This window comes from Pseudoalteromonas shioyasakiensis (assembly GCF_024518675.1).
Lineage (GTDB): Bacteria > Pseudomonadota > Gammaproteobacteria > Enterobacterales > Alteromonadaceae > Pseudoalteromonas > Pseudoalteromonas shioyasakiensis_B.
On sequence record NZ_JANIGL010000002.1, the window covers coordinates 112,546 to 129,739 of the forward strand.

14 protein-coding genes are annotated in these 17,194 nt (G+C 40.9%); 9 read left to right on the forward strand and 5 right to left on the reverse strand.

The window, feature by feature from the left end:
• Nucleotides 1–267: 267 nt before the first annotated feature.
• Nucleotides 268–1,320 carry a dihydroorotase gene (pyrC, locus tag NQT69_RS06215; protein WP_256826829.1) on the reverse strand — a complete coding sequence of 351 codons (1,053 nt, stop codon included), beginning with the start codon at nucleotides 1,318–1,320 and terminating at the stop codon, nucleotides 268–270.
• 345 nt (nucleotides 1,321–1,665) lie between these two features.
• Here pyrC and NQT69_RS06220 point away from each other — a divergent pair, with 345 nt between their 5' ends.
• The gene (locus NQT69_RS06220) at nucleotides 1,666–4,035 is read left to right on the forward strand and encodes a GGDEF domain-containing protein (protein ID WP_256826830.1); all 2,370 of its coding nucleotides are present in this window, start codon (nucleotides 1,666–1,668) and stop codon (nucleotides 4,033–4,035) included.
• 133 nt (nucleotides 4,036–4,168) lie between these two features.
• On the opposite strand, the gene NQT69_RS06225 is transcribed toward NQT69_RS06220, so the two are convergent.
• Together NQT69_RS06225 and bamC are read right to left on the reverse strand one after the other, a co-directional pair.
• Complete coding sequence (locus NQT69_RS06225) at nucleotides 4,169–5,557, reverse strand: YjiH family protein (protein ID WP_256826831.1); 1,389 nt, start codon at nucleotides 5,555–5,557, stop codon at nucleotides 4,169–4,171.
• A 68-nt stretch (nucleotides 5,558–5,625) separates the two neighbouring features.
• A complete protein-coding gene (gene bamC / locus NQT69_RS06230) occupies nucleotides 5,626–6,687 on the reverse strand; it encodes an outer membrane protein assembly factor BamC (RefSeq protein ID WP_256826832.1) in 1,062 nt (353 codons plus the stop codon).
• 345 nt (nucleotides 6,688–7,032) lie between these two features.
• Between bamC and NQT69_RS06235 the strand changes: the two genes are divergently transcribed.
• Together NQT69_RS06235 and bcp are read left to right on the forward strand one after the other, a co-directional pair.
• The gene (locus NQT69_RS06235; protein WP_256826833.1) at nucleotides 7,033–7,566 is read left to right on the forward strand and encodes a glycine cleavage system protein R; all 534 of its coding nucleotides are present in this window, start codon (nucleotides 7,033–7,035) and stop codon (nucleotides 7,564–7,566) included.
• A 10-nt stretch (nucleotides 7,567–7,576) separates the two neighbouring features.
• Nucleotides 7,577–8,053, forward strand: a complete 477-nt coding sequence (gene bcp / locus NQT69_RS06240; RefSeq protein ID WP_256826834.1) for a thioredoxin-dependent thiol peroxidase — start codon at nucleotides 7,577–7,579, stop codon at nucleotides 8,051–8,053.
• A gap of 53 nt (nucleotides 8,054–8,106) precedes the next feature.
• Here bcp and NQT69_RS06245 read toward each other — a convergent pair whose 3' ends face one another.
• Nucleotides 8,107–8,793 (reverse strand): DUF3334 family protein, encoded by a 687-nt coding sequence (locus tag NQT69_RS06245; RefSeq protein WP_256826835.1) that lies wholly within the window; start codon nucleotides 8,791–8,793, stop codon nucleotides 8,107–8,109.
• A 117-nt stretch (nucleotides 8,794–8,910) separates the two neighbouring features.
• On the opposite strand from NQT69_RS06245, the gene cmoA reads away from it, so the two are divergent.
• The 5 genes from cmoA (at nucleotide 8,911) to NQT69_RS06270 (ending at nucleotide 13,297) form a co-directional block, all read left to right on the forward strand.
• The gene (gene cmoA, locus NQT69_RS06250) at nucleotides 8,911–9,636 is read left to right on the forward strand and encodes a carboxy-S-adenosyl-L-methionine synthase CmoA (RefSeq protein WP_256826836.1); all 726 of its coding nucleotides are present in this window, start codon (nucleotides 8,911–8,913) and stop codon (nucleotides 9,634–9,636) included.
• Nucleotides 9,637–9,651: 15 nt separating this feature from the next.
• Nucleotides 9,652–10,620, forward strand: coding sequence for a tRNA 5-methoxyuridine(34)/uridine 5-oxyacetic acid(34) synthase CmoB (gene cmoB / locus NQT69_RS06255; protein WP_256826837.1), 969 nt, complete (start codon nucleotides 9,652–9,654; stop codon nucleotides 10,618–10,620).
• Nucleotides 10,621–10,849: 229 nt separating this feature from the next.
• The gene (gene purM / locus NQT69_RS06260; RefSeq protein ID WP_256826838.1) at nucleotides 10,850–11,902 is read left to right on the forward strand and encodes a phosphoribosylformylglycinamidine cyclo-ligase; all 1,053 of its coding nucleotides are present in this window, start codon (nucleotides 10,850–10,852) and stop codon (nucleotides 11,900–11,902) included.
• Nucleotides 11,902–12,549 (forward strand): phosphoribosylglycinamide formyltransferase, encoded by a 648-nt coding sequence (gene purN / locus NQT69_RS06265; protein ID WP_256826839.1) that lies wholly within the window; start codon nucleotides 11,902–11,904, stop codon nucleotides 12,547–12,549. Before purM ends, purN begins: the two co-directional genes overlap by 1 nt.
• A complete protein-coding gene (locus NQT69_RS06270) occupies nucleotides 12,506–13,297 on the forward strand; it encodes a DUF3108 domain-containing protein (protein ID WP_256826840.1) in 792 nt (263 codons plus the stop codon). Before purN ends, NQT69_RS06270 begins: the two co-directional genes overlap by 44 nt.
• A gap of 125 nt (nucleotides 13,298–13,422) precedes the next feature.
• Here the strand turns inward: NQT69_RS06270 and NQT69_RS06275 are convergent, their stop codons facing one another.
• The gene (locus NQT69_RS06275) at nucleotides 13,423–14,187 is read right to left on the reverse strand and encodes a class II glutamine amidotransferase (protein ID WP_256826841.1); all 765 of its coding nucleotides are present in this window, start codon (nucleotides 14,185–14,187) and stop codon (nucleotides 13,423–13,425) included.
• A 227-nt stretch (nucleotides 14,188–14,414) separates the two neighbouring features.
• Between NQT69_RS06275 and fadE the strand changes: the two genes are divergently transcribed.
• On the forward strand, nucleotides 14,415–16,871 hold the full coding sequence (gene fadE / locus NQT69_RS06280; protein ID WP_256826842.1) for an acyl-CoA dehydrogenase FadE: 2,457 nt from the start codon (nucleotides 14,415–14,417) through the stop codon (nucleotides 16,869–16,871).
• The last annotated feature ends 323 nt before the right edge of the window (nucleotides 16,872–17,194 follow it).

The following is a 17,194-nucleotide window of genomic DNA, read 5'->3' on the forward strand; positions in this document are numbered from 1 at the left end:
GCTATATCCTCCCTGAGTGAATGCCCAAAAATCTTTGGGGTATAGTACAGGAAGAAGCAAAACCATTAACCGGTAACCTTACACGCCGCACAATATCCGTAAATTCTATACGCAAAAACTCAAAGCAAGATAAGGTTAACACAATAAAAACGTTTTAGCTCTATTAATTAAAAAATATTTTATATGCCATGTAGCAATAGGCAAAACATGGCTTAACTGATTAATTTTAAGGCTAAAAAATCCAGCAACTGATTAAATAATAGTTAATTATTTTACTTGCCAGTCAATAATAGACTCAGCTTTTATTGGCACTACATGATCGCCACCTAACGGGTAACTAGCCGGTACAGTCCATGGCTGTTTAATTAACGTGACTGTATCTGTATTACGAGCTAGGCCATAAAAATCAGGTCCAAAGTGACTTGCAAACCCTTCCAGCTTATCTAATGCGCCAGCATCTTCAAATGCCTCGGCGTACAGTTCAAGCGCAGCGTGAGCAGTGTATGCACCGGCACATCCACATGCGGCCTCTTTTTTGTCTTTATAGTGTGGCGCAGAATCCGTGCCTAAAAAGAATTTTTTACTGCCACTGGTAGCCGCTTCAATCAATGCTTGTTGATGGCTATTACGCTTTAAAATTGGTAAGCAATAATAATGTGGACGAATACCGCCCGCGAGCATGTGGTTACGGTTGTATAACAAGTGATGAGCTGTGATTGTCGCAGCCACATTATCAGACGCATTATTAACAAAATCCACGGCATCTTTGGTGGTAATATGTTCAAGCACAATTTTTAAGTCAGGAAAATCACTAACAACATCACCTAAAATGGTGTCTAGGAATACTTTTTCACGATCAAAAATATCAATTGACGAATCAGTCACTTCACCGTGAATAAGTAATAACATACCCACTTCTTGCATCGCTGCAAGCACAGGGTAAATGTTCTTCATCGAAGTCACCCCTGAATCAGAATTAGTCGTCGCCCCTGCAGGGTACACTTTAGCCGCAACGATTTGGCCCGTCGCATGTGCTTTTTTAATTTCTTCAGGAGACGTGTTATCGGTGAGATACAATACCATCAAAGGTTCAAAATTTCCCTGCGGCCCCGCAGCCATAATACGGTCACGATACGCTAATGCTGTTTCTGTACACACAGCTGGCGGCACTAAATTTGGCATGATAATCGCGCGCCCCATGTAGCGACTAATATCACGTACAGTATCTTTTAACTGATCGCCATCACGTAAATGTACGTGCCAATCATCTGGACGAGTAAGAGTTAAGGTCGGTGTATTTTGAGTTTCTTGATTTGACATTACTTTGTTCCACGGCTGAATTTAGTTGATCATAGGCATATGGCTGATGTGAGTAAAGCACTATTGGTAGTAAAAATTCATATTTTTTGTTCTCACTAATTAGCCTCCTCCTGATGACATTAAAAGCGATATTAATTTGACGGAGCTGGCTTAGTGGCCAAAGCCAAACCTCTTTATCACTAACTTACCCTTAAACATACTTCCCAGATTAACTAGGCAAGCTTTGTTTACGAGCATTTACATTCATAAGCAGTAATTTTGACTTATTTCTTTGTACCTTCGTTAATATTAAGTTAACGTAGTATGCATAATTATGATGACGAAGCAGTTTTCTGACTAATTTCTATGTCTAATAAAGTAGATATCCCCACAGCACTAGAATTAAAAACTGAGCAGTTAAGTATTATTAACCAGTTTTCATCCAGTTTATTGCAGCTGGATGAGCTTGACGAGTTGTTTGAATACGTCACAACTCAGGTGGTAAAGCGCTTAGGTTTTGTTGATTGTGTTATTTATCTTGCTGATCACACTCAAGCTACTTTAAATGAAGTCGCGTCTATGGGCGTCTCTGCACAGGCCGCTGATTACTTTATCGAGCGTAATGTCATTCCATTTAATCAAGGTATTACAGGCTATGTTGCCACAACCGGCCAAGCAGTTATTATTGGTGATGTCAGTGCTGATGTGCGTTATATCGCTGATGCCCGCCCTGCCATGTCAGAGTTATGTGTGCCGCTTATTTATAAACACAAAGTGCTAGGGGTTATTGACTGTGAACACCCCAAGCGTAATTATTTTACCGATGCTCACCTAGAAATACTCACCACAGTAGCCCATTTATTGAGTGCCAAAATAAATCAGGTTCGAACTGTTAATAATTTACAAAAAACGGTCAATCAACTCAATGATGCGCAAAAATTAGAAGCAACCCTATTACAAATAGCCAACTTGACCTACCAAGCAAATGACTTAGACGCATTTTTAGAGTCATTACATAATATTATGACCAACTTACTACGAACAGATAACTTTTTAGTTGGCTTGTATGATAAAAATGTCGATATCTTAGAAATTGTTTACATTATTGAAGAAGGCGTTCGATCAAATGCCCACAAAAAGATTTCTAAAGAACAGCTAAAACATACCGCCTCTTATTATTTACTCACTGCTGAGCAATCTCTATTACTTAATAAAACCGAGTATCAACAGCATATTGACGCTGGCCACTTTAAAATGGTCGGCAGACCTTCTGAGTCATGGTTAGGTGTACCATTTAATGTCAATGATCATACCACGGGCGTCATCGTGGTACAGAGTTATCAAGCGCAATACCACTACAGCGAACATGATAGAGACTTACTAACTTATGTCAGCCGCCAAATCAGTATGGCTATCGATAGACAACTTTCCCGACAAGCCCTTGAGTATAGAGCGCTACACGATGAACTCACTGGATTGGCAAATAGGTCATTATTAATAGAACAAATGCAGCATGCTATTTTACGCCTTGCCCGTGAACCTAAAAAAGTCAGTCATTGTTTACTCTATTTAGACTTCGATCGCTTTAAAAGTATTAACGATTCCTTAGGTCATGAAGTAGGCGATCACTTTCTTATTTCAATTTGTCAGGCTATCAAAGCAACAATTCGTAATACAGATACCTTTGCTCGCTTGGGGGGCGATGAATTTGCAATTTTTATGGAAAACATCAGCCATAAAAACCAAGTTAATGAGGCATTAAAAAGAATCTCGGCCGCTTTAGAAGCCCCCCTGAATATTGATGGCCATTTGCTTCAAGCATCAACCAGTATTGGTGTTGCCTTTACCCAAACTAGTGAAGATAAAGCATACAAATTACTACAGCATGCTGATGCTGCAATGTACGAGGCTAAGTCTTCAGGGCGAGGGCAAGTCAGATTCTTTAATGGCACCATGCGAAAAAAACTGAAAACACATGCAGATATTGAAAACGATTTACAGCATGGCATTGAGCACAACGAGTTTGAGCTGTACTACCAGCCTATTTTTACAATTCAATCTAATAACATTGTTGGTTTTGAAGCACTAGTACGCTGGCACCACCCTAATAAAGGCTTTGTGCCACCAAATGACTTTATACCCGTAGCGGAAAGCACAGGGCAAATCATTAATCTAGACTTGCACTTATTAGATATTGCGGCAAAACAAATAGCTGAATGGACTCAACAAGGAAAGCGTTTCTTGCGCATTACCGTCAATGTTTCTTCTAGGCATTTTGCCAGCCTAGATTTTGTCTCACAAATCCATGCAATCTATAATAAATACCAACTGCCATTAGGCTCATTATGCTTAGAGATCACCGAATCAGGCTTGATTGAAAACTTAGCATTAGCGACCCAGATCATCGAAGGATTAGCCCCATTAAAAGTAAAGTTATGCCTTGATGACTTTGGTACTGGTTACTCTGCCTTAGGCTATTTGCATCAACTACCGATTCATGTGCTTAAAATAGACAAAAGCTTTATTGATAATTTAAAAGATGATGCTAACCCACTCGTCGATGCTATTTTATCTCTTGCCAATTCACTCGAGCTCGATGTAGTTGCTGAAGGGATCGAAACTCAAACGCAACTAGCGATATTACAACGTACCCAATGTCATTTTGGCCAAGGTTTTCTAAAATCAAAACCACTCCCCGCACATGCTGCTATCAGTTTAATAAACGCGCCTATTTAACCTGAAAGCTGGAGGCGGATAAATACATTTGTTATTTAATATCAATATATTAGTACATACCTTAACCAGGATTAAGGTTATTTAGCTCATAAAAAAGCCCTGAATATTCAGGGCTTAGTATTAACTTTTAATGTTAACCAACTAACCAGTGCGCCATCACAGCAATAACAGGTAAAGTCACTAACGTACGTAAAATGAAAATAATAAATAATTCAACAATGTTAACCGGAATTTTGCTACCTAATAAAAGCGCACCCACTTCAGACATATAAATTAACTGGGTCACACTCATTGCAGCAATGATAAAGCGTGTTACATCACTTTCAATTGAACCTGCAGCTAAAATCGACGGGATAAACATATCTGCAAAGCCAACCATGATAGTTTGTGCTGCGGCTTCAGCTTCTGGTACTTGGAGTAACTCTAAAAATGGCACGAAAGGCATACCAAGATACTGAAATATTGGCGTATACTCAGCAATAATAAGCGCAAACGTACCCACAGCCATAACCACAGGCAGCACTGCAAACACCATATCCAACGCATTATGAATACCTTCTTTTAATGTGCCTGCAAAACCTGGAGCATGTTTCGCTTTTTCAAGAGCAACATCGAGAGAATGTTTAAATAAGGTTTTGCCTTCGGGCACAAGCTCTGCATTTCCATCAGGCTCGCTGCCATCAATAAAGCTGTCTTTTTTAAACCGTAATGGTGGCAAGCGTGGCACAATAACAGCGGCAACGACACCCGCTAAACATACGGTTAAATAAAACGGGGCGAATAAATATTCAAGTTTTACTTGCCCTATCACCACTAAACAAAAGGTAATTGACACTGCAGAAAACGTAGTACCAATAATAGCCGCTTCGCGTTGAGTGTAATATTTATCTTCATATTGGCGAGCAGTCATTAAAATGCCAACACTACCGTCACCTAACCATGAGGCTACGCAGTTAACCGCGCTTCGCCCTGGTACACCAAATAGTGGCCTCATAACCTTAGTTAATAATGTCCCGGCAAGCTCTAGCAAGCCAAAATTAAGCAATAAAGGCAGTAATAAACCCGCTAGGATAAAAACAGAAAATAATACCGGCAATAAATCTTTTAATACTAATAAGCCAGTATTCTCTGAACTTATTGCATGTGGGCCAACCTGAAAATAAGTGAGTAACACAAACAGCATGCCAAATAAGCGCGTTACTAACCAAATCCAACTCACATTAAATAAATGATTAAGCAAATGAAATTTGGTTAAACTTTCTGGCTTAAATACGCTAAAAATCAATGACAAAACGCCAGTGATACAGATAATTACCGCAATTAAACCAAGTGCTATTTCACTGAATGCACCTTGGATCACTTTAGCCATAACAGCAATAGGAATGGTCATGACCTCCCCTGCGGGGACAGGAGTCATAAACAAAAACACACCAATTAACGATGGGATCAAAAAAGTTAACCACACCTTCAAATCATATCGTTGCTCTGTGGGTGCAGGTGTGGGTGAATTTAACTGAGACATATTTTCAACCTGTAAAAAGCACAAAAAGAGCAAAGCGCTCTTTTTGTGGTGAGATTTTTATTTTTTAATTAAATTTTTATACCGCGCTGACGCAACGCATTCTCTAATGCTTGTTGTAAGTCATTCATGGTACCTGGCTCTAAGGTTGTTCCCTCATCATCCATCCAGGTTAAGCTTGTGCCACCTTCTTTAGTACGGCTTACTAAAATTTGGTATTGACCATCTTCAATTGGTAATTCAGCTAATTCTTCGCCCCAAATTGAATCCCACACACTTGATTCTGGCTTTTTGTAATCAGCTGTAATCAAGCCACGCTCTTGGTCTATTTCAATAATTGTAAATGACAAGCGCTCTAAGAAACCTGAAAAACGATCAAACACAGCGAAATAGTCTTGTTCAGTGACTAGAGCTGCATTTCCTTTATTATCAAAGCCCATTTCGAGTGAGATAATGCCCTGCTGTTTACGCATTTCAACTTCTAGCTGACGATAACGATAATCAAACTCTCCAATCACTTGATTCAAAGCACGCACTTCTAACTGCTGCTGAAGTAATGGGGTTAACTCTTCATCTTTACTTTTATAATCAACTAACTTAGATGTTAAAGACGCGGTTCTTTGGTGCGACTTTTCTTCAATACTAAATAAAAAGCGCTGCTGAGATACTTCGGTGTCGCTATCCCATAACCAGCCTTCTTCAGGTTGAATGATCGCATACCAATCTGTTTCAACAGTACCTAGTAATTTGTCTTGTTTTAACGGTTTTGTTTGGTGTTCAGCCAACACGGCCTGAATCGAATCCCAAATAAACTCATCTAAATCAACAATTCCGTCATTTTTATCAAAATACACACGGGCTTGTTTATCACCTTCTTCAACCCAACTGCCCTTGGCAATCGTCAACACCTGTGCAGGCGGGCGGTAATTTGTTGAATCAGGATTGTTATCGTACTCTGCCACTTCCATTTTATAAGTGGGATCTTGCGCAGGCTGCGCTAATTGACCAGGTACCTGTACAGGCTCACCTGCTTTATAATTACGTTTATGATGCGCTTCGTCAGTAAAAACGCCACATCCTGATAAACTAACCAATACGCCGACAGTCAGCGCTTTTGGGATCCAATACTGCACAGATAATTCTCCTTAGCATACCCTTAATTGTTTTAACAAATATATGAGTGGGTTATGCCGATTTGGTTCAGTGTAAAATCAAGATTAACTTTACATTTCTTATTTTTATGCAAACTCAATAAAACTGGCGGCTATCAATTACAGCCATTGGTTATGCAAAATTTTAACTATGGTACTTTCCCATGCTATGAAAAACAAGAAACACTGTGCTTTAAATACCGGCTTAATGCATATCAATTGTAGTTTAGCGGTAAATTTGTGCTAAACTTCGCCGCCGTGCATGTGTATTTGCCCTTAGGGCTCACTCTGGCTGTTATTGCTAATATAACCTAGGTACTTGAATTCATGACTGCTTTTTCAAATCATCAAATCGTTTTAACTGCTATAGGCGAAGATCGCCCAGGTATTGTCAGCGAATTAACGCAATTAGTGAGTGATTGCCACTGCAATATTATTGATAGCCGTATCGCTATATTAGGCAGCGAGTTCACATTTATTATGCTGTTAGCCGGTGATATGTCTGCAATCAGCCGTATAGAACATACTTTACCGGTCAAAGGCATGGAGCTGGGTTTGCTCACCATGATGAAGCGTACCGCAAGCCACACAGAGAGTGAGTTTTGCGCTGGCTATACCTTAGAGTACACAGGTATCGACACTCCTGGCACCCTGAGTAAAGTAACGCGCTTTTTTGCTGATAACCAAATTAGCATTTGCTCATTAAAATCAGATACGTATGATGAGCAAGAAGAAACTAAAATGCGTTGCGAATTGGAGTTTAATATTCCTGTTGATGTCAATATCGATGAGTTTAAGATCGATTTTGAAGCCCTTTCTCGTACACTTGACGTAGATTATATTTTTAGACGTATTCGCTAAGGAGCAAAATATGAACTTGATCAGCCCATTACAAGCCGGTGATACTGCACCCGCTTTTAGCCTGCAAAACCAAGATGGTGAAACCATCGAACTCGCTGAGCTACTTAAAGAACAACAAGTATTAGTGTATTTTTACCCAAAAGCCTCGACCCCTGGCTGCACGGTTCAAGCCGAAAATTTGCGTGATGAAAAAGCAGAGCTCGCTAAGCTTAACACTCGCGTCGTTGGCATTAGCCCTGACCCAGTAAAACGCTTAAAAAACTTTGAAACTAAAAAAGAGCTTAACTTTGACCTTTTATCTGATGAAGATCATGCCATTGCGGAAGCATTTGGCGTATGGGGTTATAAGAAGTTTATGGGAAAAGAGTACGACGGTATCCACCGTTTAAGCTTTTTGATTGGCCAAGATGGCAAAATCAAACACTTGTTTAATAAATTTAAAACCAAAGACCATCATCAAGTTGTGTTAGATTTTTTAAAAGGCTAATACTGCATAAATAACCCCGAACTATTATCGGGGTTATCCTTCATTAAAAACTATTATAATCCTAACTCTGCCATAAAATCATCGTCAGCATCACCTGCTGCCTCTGCTTTAGCCGCTTGCTCTTTTGCTGCCTTTTGCTTAGCTTCATTTTCAATAATGTCGTCAGGGTCAACCGCTTCGGTAATATCAAAATCATGTAATTTGATAAACTCAGTTTTATCCATTGCCAGCTCTAAATAAAAAATGTTTTGTTTGCTCGTCGTGAATGTAACGCGCCGTGCTTGTGGTCTATCCATAGTGGTATCCACTGAGATTTGCACTTGCTTATTAATTGCCATCATTTTCGGTTGGTTTTGGGTAATGGAAGTGTGCAATTGCTCGCGAACTTTTGACGTGAAATCACCAACGATTTGGTTCATCAATTCACCGAGTACATTCGATACATCATCAGATAAATGACTATGGGCAATCTCTTCTTCAGGCATACCCATGCTGCGCATATAGTCATGGTATATTTCCATCGCCGCTTGCGAAGTAAAGTTGGTAATTACTAACCCTGTAAAGCCGCCATCGAACAACACAAAACAGCCAATATCTGGCCGCATACAGGTACGGGTTATCTTTTGTACCATTGCTGAGTAACTAATGCTATTGCCGCTAGCCGATGATAAAACCTCGGTTACTGAGTGACAAAGCGTAGATAGAATATCTTCTGTACTAATCACTTTACTTTTGCTCATTATACTTCTCTTTTTGTACTTGTTATTGATAATTCTAGCCAAGCTACTGAAATTATCACTGACTATCCAGCATAAAATGCTAAAATAGTTCTATTATTTTTCAAAGAGACTGTTTGTGTGACTGTAAAAGACAGTATTTATGCCACAGAGCAAGCGGTTAAAGATTTTAGCTTTGACCAAAACGTAGTAGAAGTATTCCCTGATATGATCCAGCGCTCAGTGCCTGGATATGCCACTATTGTTAGCACAATGGGTAAACTTGCTGGTGAATACGCACAAAGTAACTCTAATTTATATGATTTAGGTTGCTCCCTTGGTGCCGTTACCTTAAGTATGCGCCGGAATATCCGTACTGATAACTGCCATATTATTGCAGTTGATAACTCCGAAGCCATGGTTGAGCGTTGTAAATTACATTTACAAGGTTTTCGCTCCGAAGTGCCAGTAACAGTTACTCTTGGCGACATTAACGAGCTTAATATTGAAAATGCATCGGTAGTGGCGATGAACTTTACGCTTCAATTTATTCCGCCAGCCCAGCGTCAAGCCGTACTTGAAAAAATTTACGCTAATTTAAAACCCGGCGGTGTGTTACTGCTAAGTGAAAAAGTAAAAGGCGAAAACGAGCAGTGCGATAACTTGCTGATTGACTTACATCATGACTTCAAACGTCACAACGGCTATTCAGAATTAGAAATAAGCCAAAAACGTACCGCTATAGAAAATGTAATGCGCCCTGATACCTTAAGCTCTCATTACACTCGCCTAAAGAACATCGGCTTTAGCCAAACTCAGGTGTGGTATCAATGTTTTAATTTTTGCTCATTAGTTGCAATAAAATAATTTAGGAAATATTTAATGTCTTCATGGTTTAACCAATTTTATGCAGCCATTGCACAAAGCCCACTGAGTCACTGGCTCGAAGTACTGCCAAGCCAATTAAAGCATTGGCAAAATGAGGCCAGCCACGGTGATTTGCCAAAATGGCAAAAAGTGTTAAAAAACTTACCCGAAGTACACACTAAACACATTAACATCAACGATAAAGTGGAAATTGGCGCGCCGGGCGAAATGACGCAAGGCGAGCAAAAGCAAACAACGCACTTATTAAAGCGCATGATGCCTTGGCGTAAAGGCCCTTTTAGCGTACATGGCATTGAAATTGACACCGAATGGCGCAGCGATTGGAAATGGGACAGACTATTACCTCATATTGAGCCGCTCAAAGGTCGTACAGTGTTAGATATTGGCTGTGGCTCTGGTTATCATCTATGGCGTATGCGTGGTGAAGGCGCTGAATTTGTTGTTGGTATCGACCCATCTGATTTGTTTTTGTGCCAGTTTCAAGCCATTAAACACTTTAACCCAGACGAAAATGTACACCTATTGCCACTAGGCGTTGAAGCGCTACCTGAACTCAAAGCATTTGATACGGTATTTTCGATGGGTGTACTTTATCACCGCCGTTCACCGATTGATTTTCTTGCGCAATTAAAATCCCAACTTAGACCCGGTGGTGAACTGGTACTTGAAACATTGGTTATTGAAGGCGATGAAAATACTGTACTTGTCCCTACAGACCGCTATGCCAAAATGCGTAATGTGTGGTTTATACCCAGTACTGCAGCATTAAAGCTGTGGATGGAACGCGTTGGTTTTAAAGATGTACAAGTAAAAGACTGTGCAATAACCACCCTAGAAGAACAACGAAAATCTGACTGGATGGAAAACGAATCACTGATCGATTTCTTAGATCCGAACGATATTAGTAAAACCATTGAAGGCTACCCTGCACCACTGCGCGCAATTTTAACGGCAAAGGCTTAGGTTCTAGCAAATAGTAAATTCTTTTAATTTAGCGTCGAGGCTATCATCGACGCTAATACAGTACCCTATAGACTATTCCCTAGTACCTTTAAGTCATTATGCGGACAACTGTCCTTGTCAATAGAGCTAAACTTATATTTGAACTAGCCGCGCACCAGCAATTGTTGTAAAATACGCGCGTTTCTAAGCATACACATGCAAAACCATGCAACTTTTTTGAGGAAAACCTGTGAGCGAACAAAAACAGTCTCTAAGTTATAAAGACGCGGGCGTAGATATCGATGCCGGTAACGCACTTGTTGAGCGTATTAAAGGCGTAGTTAAAAAAACCCGTCGTCCTGAAGTTATGGGCGGAATTGGCGGTTTTGGCGCACTGTGCGAAATCCCTGAGGGTTACAAGCAACCTGTTTTAGTTGCAGGCACTGATGGTGTGGGTACTAAATTACGTTTGGCTATCGACCTGAAAAAACACGATACCGTGGGCATCGACTTAGTTGCTATGTGTGTGAATGACCTTATCGTTCAAGGTGCTGAGCCATTATTTTTCTTAGATTACTATGCAACAGGTAAGCTTGATGTTGATACAGCTGCAGACGTTGTAACAGGTATTGGTAAAGGCTGTGAACTTTCAGGTTGTGCCCTAATCGGTGGTGAAACTGCTGAAATGCCTGGCATGTACGAAGGTGAAGATTACGACATGGCTGGTTTTTGTACTGGCGTTGTAGAAAAAGCCAATATCATTGACGGCACTAAAGTAGCTGCTGGTGACCAATTAATTGCTCTTGCTTCTAGCGGCCCTCATTCAAACGGCTTTTCGTTAATTCGTAAAGTACTTGAAGTATCAAACGCTGATACTAACGCTGAGTTTGAAGGTAAAACTCTAGGCGAAACACTGCTTGAGCCTACACGTATTTACGTTAAGCAGTTACTTGAATTGTTTAAGCAAGTAGATGTGCATGCCCTTTCTCACATCACCGGTGGTGGTTTTTGGGAAAATATCCCACGTGTATTACCTGAATCTGCAAAAGCAGTTGTAAAAGGTGATAGCTGGCAATGGCCTGGTATCTTCAACTGGTTACAAGAAAACGGTAACATCACGACTCATGAAATGTACCGCACATTTAACTGTGGTGTAGGTATGGTTTTAGTGGTTCCTGCCGACAAACTTGAGCAAAGCTTAAGCATCTTAAAAAATCTTGGCGAAAATGCGTGGCACCTTGGTGAAATCCAAGACGCTAAAGCAGGCGAAGAACAAGTAGAAATCCTAGGCGGCCGTGATTAATGGCCCCTGCTCGTCTAGTAGTCTTAATTTCAGGTAGTGGCTCTAATTTACAAGCCATCATTGATGCCTGTAATAATGGCGAGATAAACGCAAACATAGCGGCTGTCATTAGTAATAAGGCAGACGCTTATGGCCTTGAGCGAGCAAAAAATGCGGGCATTGCAACAGCAGTGCTCAGCCATAAAGATTTTGACTCGCGTGAAGCCTATGATGCAAAATTAATGAACGTTATTGACTCTTTTACACCAAATCTAGTTGTATTAGCTGGTTTTATGCGTATTCTTACTCCTAGCTTAGTGCAAAAATTTAAAGGAAAAATGTTGAACATTCATCCTTCTTTGTTGCCTAAGTATCAGGGTCTGAATACCCACCAAAGAGCAATAGATGCAAAAGATGACGTTCATGGTGTAAGCGTGCACTTTGTCACTGAAGAATTAGACGGCGGTCCCGTTATTCTTCAAGCCAAAGTACCTGTGTTAGCAGATGACACTGCTGAAACATTAGCAAAGCGTGTGCATGCACAAGAACATATAATCTATCCTTTGGTGGTCAAATGGTTCAGTGAACAACGACTTACGATGGAAGCAGATTATGCAGTTCTTGATGAAAACAAACTCCCAACACACGGCGCAGACTACCCACAATAAAAAACTAAGTGCCCTACTACTGTGTGCGGGCACTTTACTTCCTACTAGCTTAATCGCCAGCGAGCTTACACAATTCGAAGCCAATTATGATATTTTGCGTAAAGGCGAAAATCATGGGCAAGGTGTAAGAACACTCAAAAAAATCTCAGATAATAGTTATCAAGTGAGTTACCACAGTGATATTGAATGGATGATCTTCTCTGATTCTCGCAAAGAAACGTCCAATTTCACTTTTAGTAACAATGAAGTATCTCCTGTGGATTACAGCATGATCCGCACCGGTACCGGTCCTGATAAAGAATATACTTTATCGTTTAATAACGCAGAAAAGCTCGTCAATAGTAGTGAAAGTAAATACCCATTAAAATGTGAATGGAGCGAACACTTCCAAGACTCCATTTCATATCAAGTACAAGTGCGCGAAGACTTAAAAATGGGTAAAACTGATTTGTCTTACCCGCTAGTCGATAAAAAAGGTAACTGTCGCGATTACAATTTTGAAGTAGTAGGCAAAGAAATGATCTCACTTCCTATTGGTAATATTGAAGCGATTAAAGTAAAGCGCCTTTACGATAACGATAAACGTCAAGCCCTTGCTTGGTTTGCGCCTGAAATGGACTACATGCTTGTTAGGATGTGGAAAGGCGAAAAAGGTGTAGAACAATTTGAAGTGCAAATGAAGTCATTCACCGTCACCAGCCCTGTTGCTGTTCCAGAAGCTGTAAAAAGCGAAATAGCCCCAGAGTAAATTTGTTTCTACGTAAGATGAAAGGCCCAAGTATGACAATCATAACTTGGGCTTTTTATTTTACGGTTTATAACTACTTCAAACTTGAAACTGACGGCTGACGGCTGACGGCTGACGGCTGACGGCTAAATTAACTCACCCATTTTAAATAACGCGAATTCCCCCGGTTCCATTTTCTGCCAGCGTTCATCATTGGTCAACGGTCGAGTAGCAATCACAGTCACGACATCATTTGGCGTGGTTTCTTGTTGAAAATCCACTACCATATCTGCATCAATTAGCGTTGCTTTACCAAACGGGGCACGACGGGTGATCCAGTGTAAGTTATTAGTACAATACGCTAACACATAGACCCCATCGGTAAGCAGCATATTGAACACTCCCTTTTCTTTGAGCGTGTGTGAAAGTTTCGCGGCATAACGAAAAACTGATGCCATATTCGATGGGCGTTTTGGGTATTTTTCGCGAATTTTATCGAGCAACCAACAAAAAGCCAGTTCGCTATCAGTGTTACCGACAGGGCGATAATACTCAGGTTTTAAATCATGATAATTTGATAACTGACCATTATGCGCATAGGTAATTTCGCGCCCCCATAACTCGCGTGTAAATGGATGAGTATTTTCAAGACACACTCGACCCCGATTACCTTGGCGAATATGGCTTATCACAGAGACACTTTTAATTGGGTATGCCTTAACTAACTTGGCAATTTCAGACTGGCAGCTAGGCTCAGGATCCTTAAAAGTACGACACCCTTTGCCTTCATAAAAGGTTATGCCCCAGCCATCTTTATGAGGGCCTGTGTTACCACCGCGCTCTAGCAAGCCGGAAAAACTAAAACAAATATCTGTCGGAACATTCGCCGACATGCCAAGCAACTCACACATAAAATAAATTAACCTTTAAAACGCAATTTTCATAAATTAACAACAGGGATAGTGGCTAGCATTGTTAAACATAAGCTAGATCAAGGCAAGCTTATGTTAGCTCTATACCCTATACTCTTTACAAACGGGTGACTAAACTCACGATAATCGTAATTAGCCACTTGATAATTACCGATTCTAGCGCTACTCTAACGAAGGTGGTCTGACCTCTATTAAGGATTAAGTACATGACACTCATATTTACACTTGGTTTAATCGTGCTGCTCAGCATCGCGAGTTACCACAGAGCGAGCTGGAACACTGCCCTTGGCGTTTCTATCGCAACCCTTGTTATTGGTACCTTTGCAGGTGCTTTTGGCGCAATTAGCTGGTTAATCTTTTTAATCATCGCTGTGCCACTTTCTGTTACTGGCATTCGCCAGCAATACATTATAAAACCAATCTTTGCTGCGTTTAAAAAAGTAACGCCGACCATGTCTGAAACTGAAAAATCAGCCATTGATGCAGGTACTACGTGGTGGGAAGCCGATTTATTTTGCGGTCGTCCAGATTGGGAAAAATTACATCAGTACCCAATGCCTAAGCTCACCATTGAAGAGCAAGCATTTATTGATGGGCCGGTTGAAACAGTATGTAGTATGCTAGATGATTGGGAAGCCACTCACGAGCTAACTGATTTACCACAAGATGTTTGGCAATATCTAAAAGATAATAAATTCTTTGCCATGATCATCAAAAAAGAATACGGCGGCCTGCAGTTTTCTGCCTTTGCACAATCGTGTGTATTACAAAAGCTAACTAGTAAATCTACCCTGCTTTCGTCAATTGTGGGGGTACCTAACTCATTAGGTCCAGGCGAGTTACTACAGCACTACGGTACGACAGATCAAAAAAATCATTACCTACCCCGTTTAGCGAGCGGTGAAGAAATTCCATGTTTTGCCCTAACTTCACCTGAGGCTGGCTCTGATGCCAGTGCTATTCCTGATTACGGCGTAGTATGTAAAGGTATGTGGGAAGGCGAAGAAGTTGTTGGTATTAGCTTAACCTGGAACAAGCGTTACATTACCCTTGCACCTGTTGCCACCGTACTTGGCCTTGCGTTTAAAATGCAAGACCCTGATGGCCTTTTAGGTGATACTAAAGAGCTTGGTATTACCTGCGCCCTCATCCCTACGGATATGCCTGGTGTTGAAATTGGCCGTCGCCATTTCCCGCTTAATGTGCCGTTCCAAAATGGCCCAACTCGCGGTAAAGACATTTTCGTGCCACTTGATTACATTATTGGTGGCCCTGAAATGGCAGGTCAAGGCTGGCGTATGCTGGTTGAATGTTTATCTGTTGGTCGTGCCATTACCTTACCTTCAAACTCTGTTGGCGGGATTAAAACCATCGCCCTGGCTAGTGGTTCATACAGCCGTATTCGTCGCCAGTTCCGTTTACCAATCGGTCAAATGGAAGGGGTTGAAGAGTCACTCGCTAAACTTGCAGGTTACGCTTACAGCTCAGATGCAGCGGTAAGTATGTCTACCGGTGCGGTCGATTTAGGTGAAAAGCCATCCGTTGTTTCAGCCATTATTAAATACCACCTGACTGAACAAATGCGTGATTCAACGATTCATGCAATGGATGTTCATGGTGGTAAAGGCATCATGCTTGGGCCAAATAACTATTTAGGTCGTGGCTATCAAGGTGCGCCGATTGCCATTACTGTTGAAGGCGCAAATATCTTGACTCGTAATATGATTATTTACGGTCAAGGGGCTATCCGTTGTCACCCATTTGTTTTAACTGAGTTAAACGCATGTTCAATTGAAGACCGTGAAGAAGCACTTGCGGTATTTGATAAAGCACTAATGGGCCACATCGGCTTTACTATTTCTAATTTAGTACGTACTAAGTGGTTAGCATTTACTGGCGCACGTTTTACTAGCACGCCTTATAAAGATGAAACAGCTGAGTTTTACCGTATTGCATCGCGCTTTAGTGCATCACTTGCGTTAATGTCAGATATTAGTATGGCTGTGTTTGGTGGCTCACTAAAACGCAAAGAACGTATTTCAGCTCGTTTAGGTGACTTACTAAGTTACTTGTATTTAGTGTCTGCTACGCTTAAACGCTATAACGACGAAGGCCGTAAAAAAGAAGATTTTGCACTTGTTCAATGGAGCTGCCAAGATCACCTTTACCACTGCCAACGTGCATTAGCAGATTTAATTAACAATATGCCATCGGCACCGCTACGTGCAGCACTTAAGCTTATGTTATTCCCGTTTGGTCGCCCGGTTCGTAAACCAACTGACAAACTGGAGCATAAATTAGCGCAAATATTGCAAGCACCTAGCGAAACCCGTAACCGCTTAGCAAGTTATGTATATTTAACCAATGAGCCGCTTAACCTAGTGGGACGTCAAGAACAAACGCTTAAAGACGTGCTAGCCGTTGAGCCGCTATTTGACAAAGTATGCCGTGAAAAAGGCGTTAAACTGCCTTTCTTCCAACTTGATAAAGTAGCGCAAATGGGCCTTGATGCTGGTATTTTAACGCAAGCCGAAGCTGACAAGCTGGCCGAAGTTGAAAAAGCGCGTTTAGACACTATCAACGTTGACGACTTTGACCCTGCAGATTTATTAGCAGGTAAAGCCGCCCGTAAGAGTGCGGACAACAAGGCTGATGCGGCTTAACTGATGAGCAGTTAATACACGGCCAGTAACAAACCTGTTATAACCATCCAAACCAGCGCATAATGTGCTGGTTTTTTTTTGCGCTAAGAACTGTTGTATTAAACACCAAACAATACCAATTGCCAGCAGCAGGCTATTTGCTTGATTAAATAAAGCCCAAAAACCAAACGTTGTTTTACCTTGACCACCTAGTGCTGTATATATATTTCAGTTACCAAAACGATACACGCTTTGTAACACTTTATTGCGTATCCGAGTTGCCAAAAGCTTGCGTTTAAAAAACGTTCGGTTAACACTTAATACACGATAAAATAACGATAATC

Excerpts from the sequence above, each read along its gene's own strand:
- fadE (WP_256826842.1), top strand. The coding sequence starts at position 14,415 with ATGACACTCATATTTACACTTGGTTTAATCGTGCTGCTCAGCATCGCG.
- NQT69_RS06220 (WP_256826830.1), top strand. The coding sequence starts at position 1,666 with ATGTCTAATAAAGTAGATATCCCCACAGCACTAGAATTAAAAACTGAG.
- bcp (WP_256826834.1), top strand. The coding sequence starts at position 7,577 with ATGAACTTGATCAGCCCATTACAAGCCGGTGATACTGCACCCGCTTTT.
- purN (WP_256826839.1), top strand. The coding sequence starts at position 11,902 with ATGGCCCCTGCTCGTCTAGTAGTCTTAATTTCAGGTAGTGGCTCTAAT.
- NQT69_RS06245 (WP_256826835.1), bottom strand. The coding sequence starts at position 8,793 with ATGAGCAAAAGTAAAGTGATTAGTACAGAAGATATTCTATCTACGCTT.
- NQT69_RS06275 (WP_256826841.1), bottom strand. The coding sequence starts at position 14,187 with ATGTGTGAGTTGCTTGGCATGTCGGCGAATGTTCCGACAGATATTTGT.
- NQT69_RS06270 (WP_256826840.1), top strand. The coding sequence starts at position 12,506 with ATGAAAACAAACTCCCAACACACGGCGCAGACTACCCACAATAAAAAA.
- NQT69_RS06235 (WP_256826833.1), top strand. The coding sequence starts at position 7,033 with ATGACTGCTTTTTCAAATCATCAAATCGTTTTAACTGCTATAGGCGAA.
- NQT69_RS06225 (WP_256826831.1), bottom strand. The coding sequence starts at position 5,557 with ATGTCTCAGTTAAATTCACCCACACCTGCACCCACAGAGCAACGATAT.
- pyrC (WP_256826829.1), bottom strand. The coding sequence starts at position 1,320 with ATGTCAAATCAAGAAACTCAAAATACACCGACCTTAACTCTTACTCGT.
- cmoB (WP_256826837.1), top strand. The coding sequence starts at position 9,652 with ATGTCTTCATGGTTTAACCAATTTTATGCAGCCATTGCACAAAGCCCA.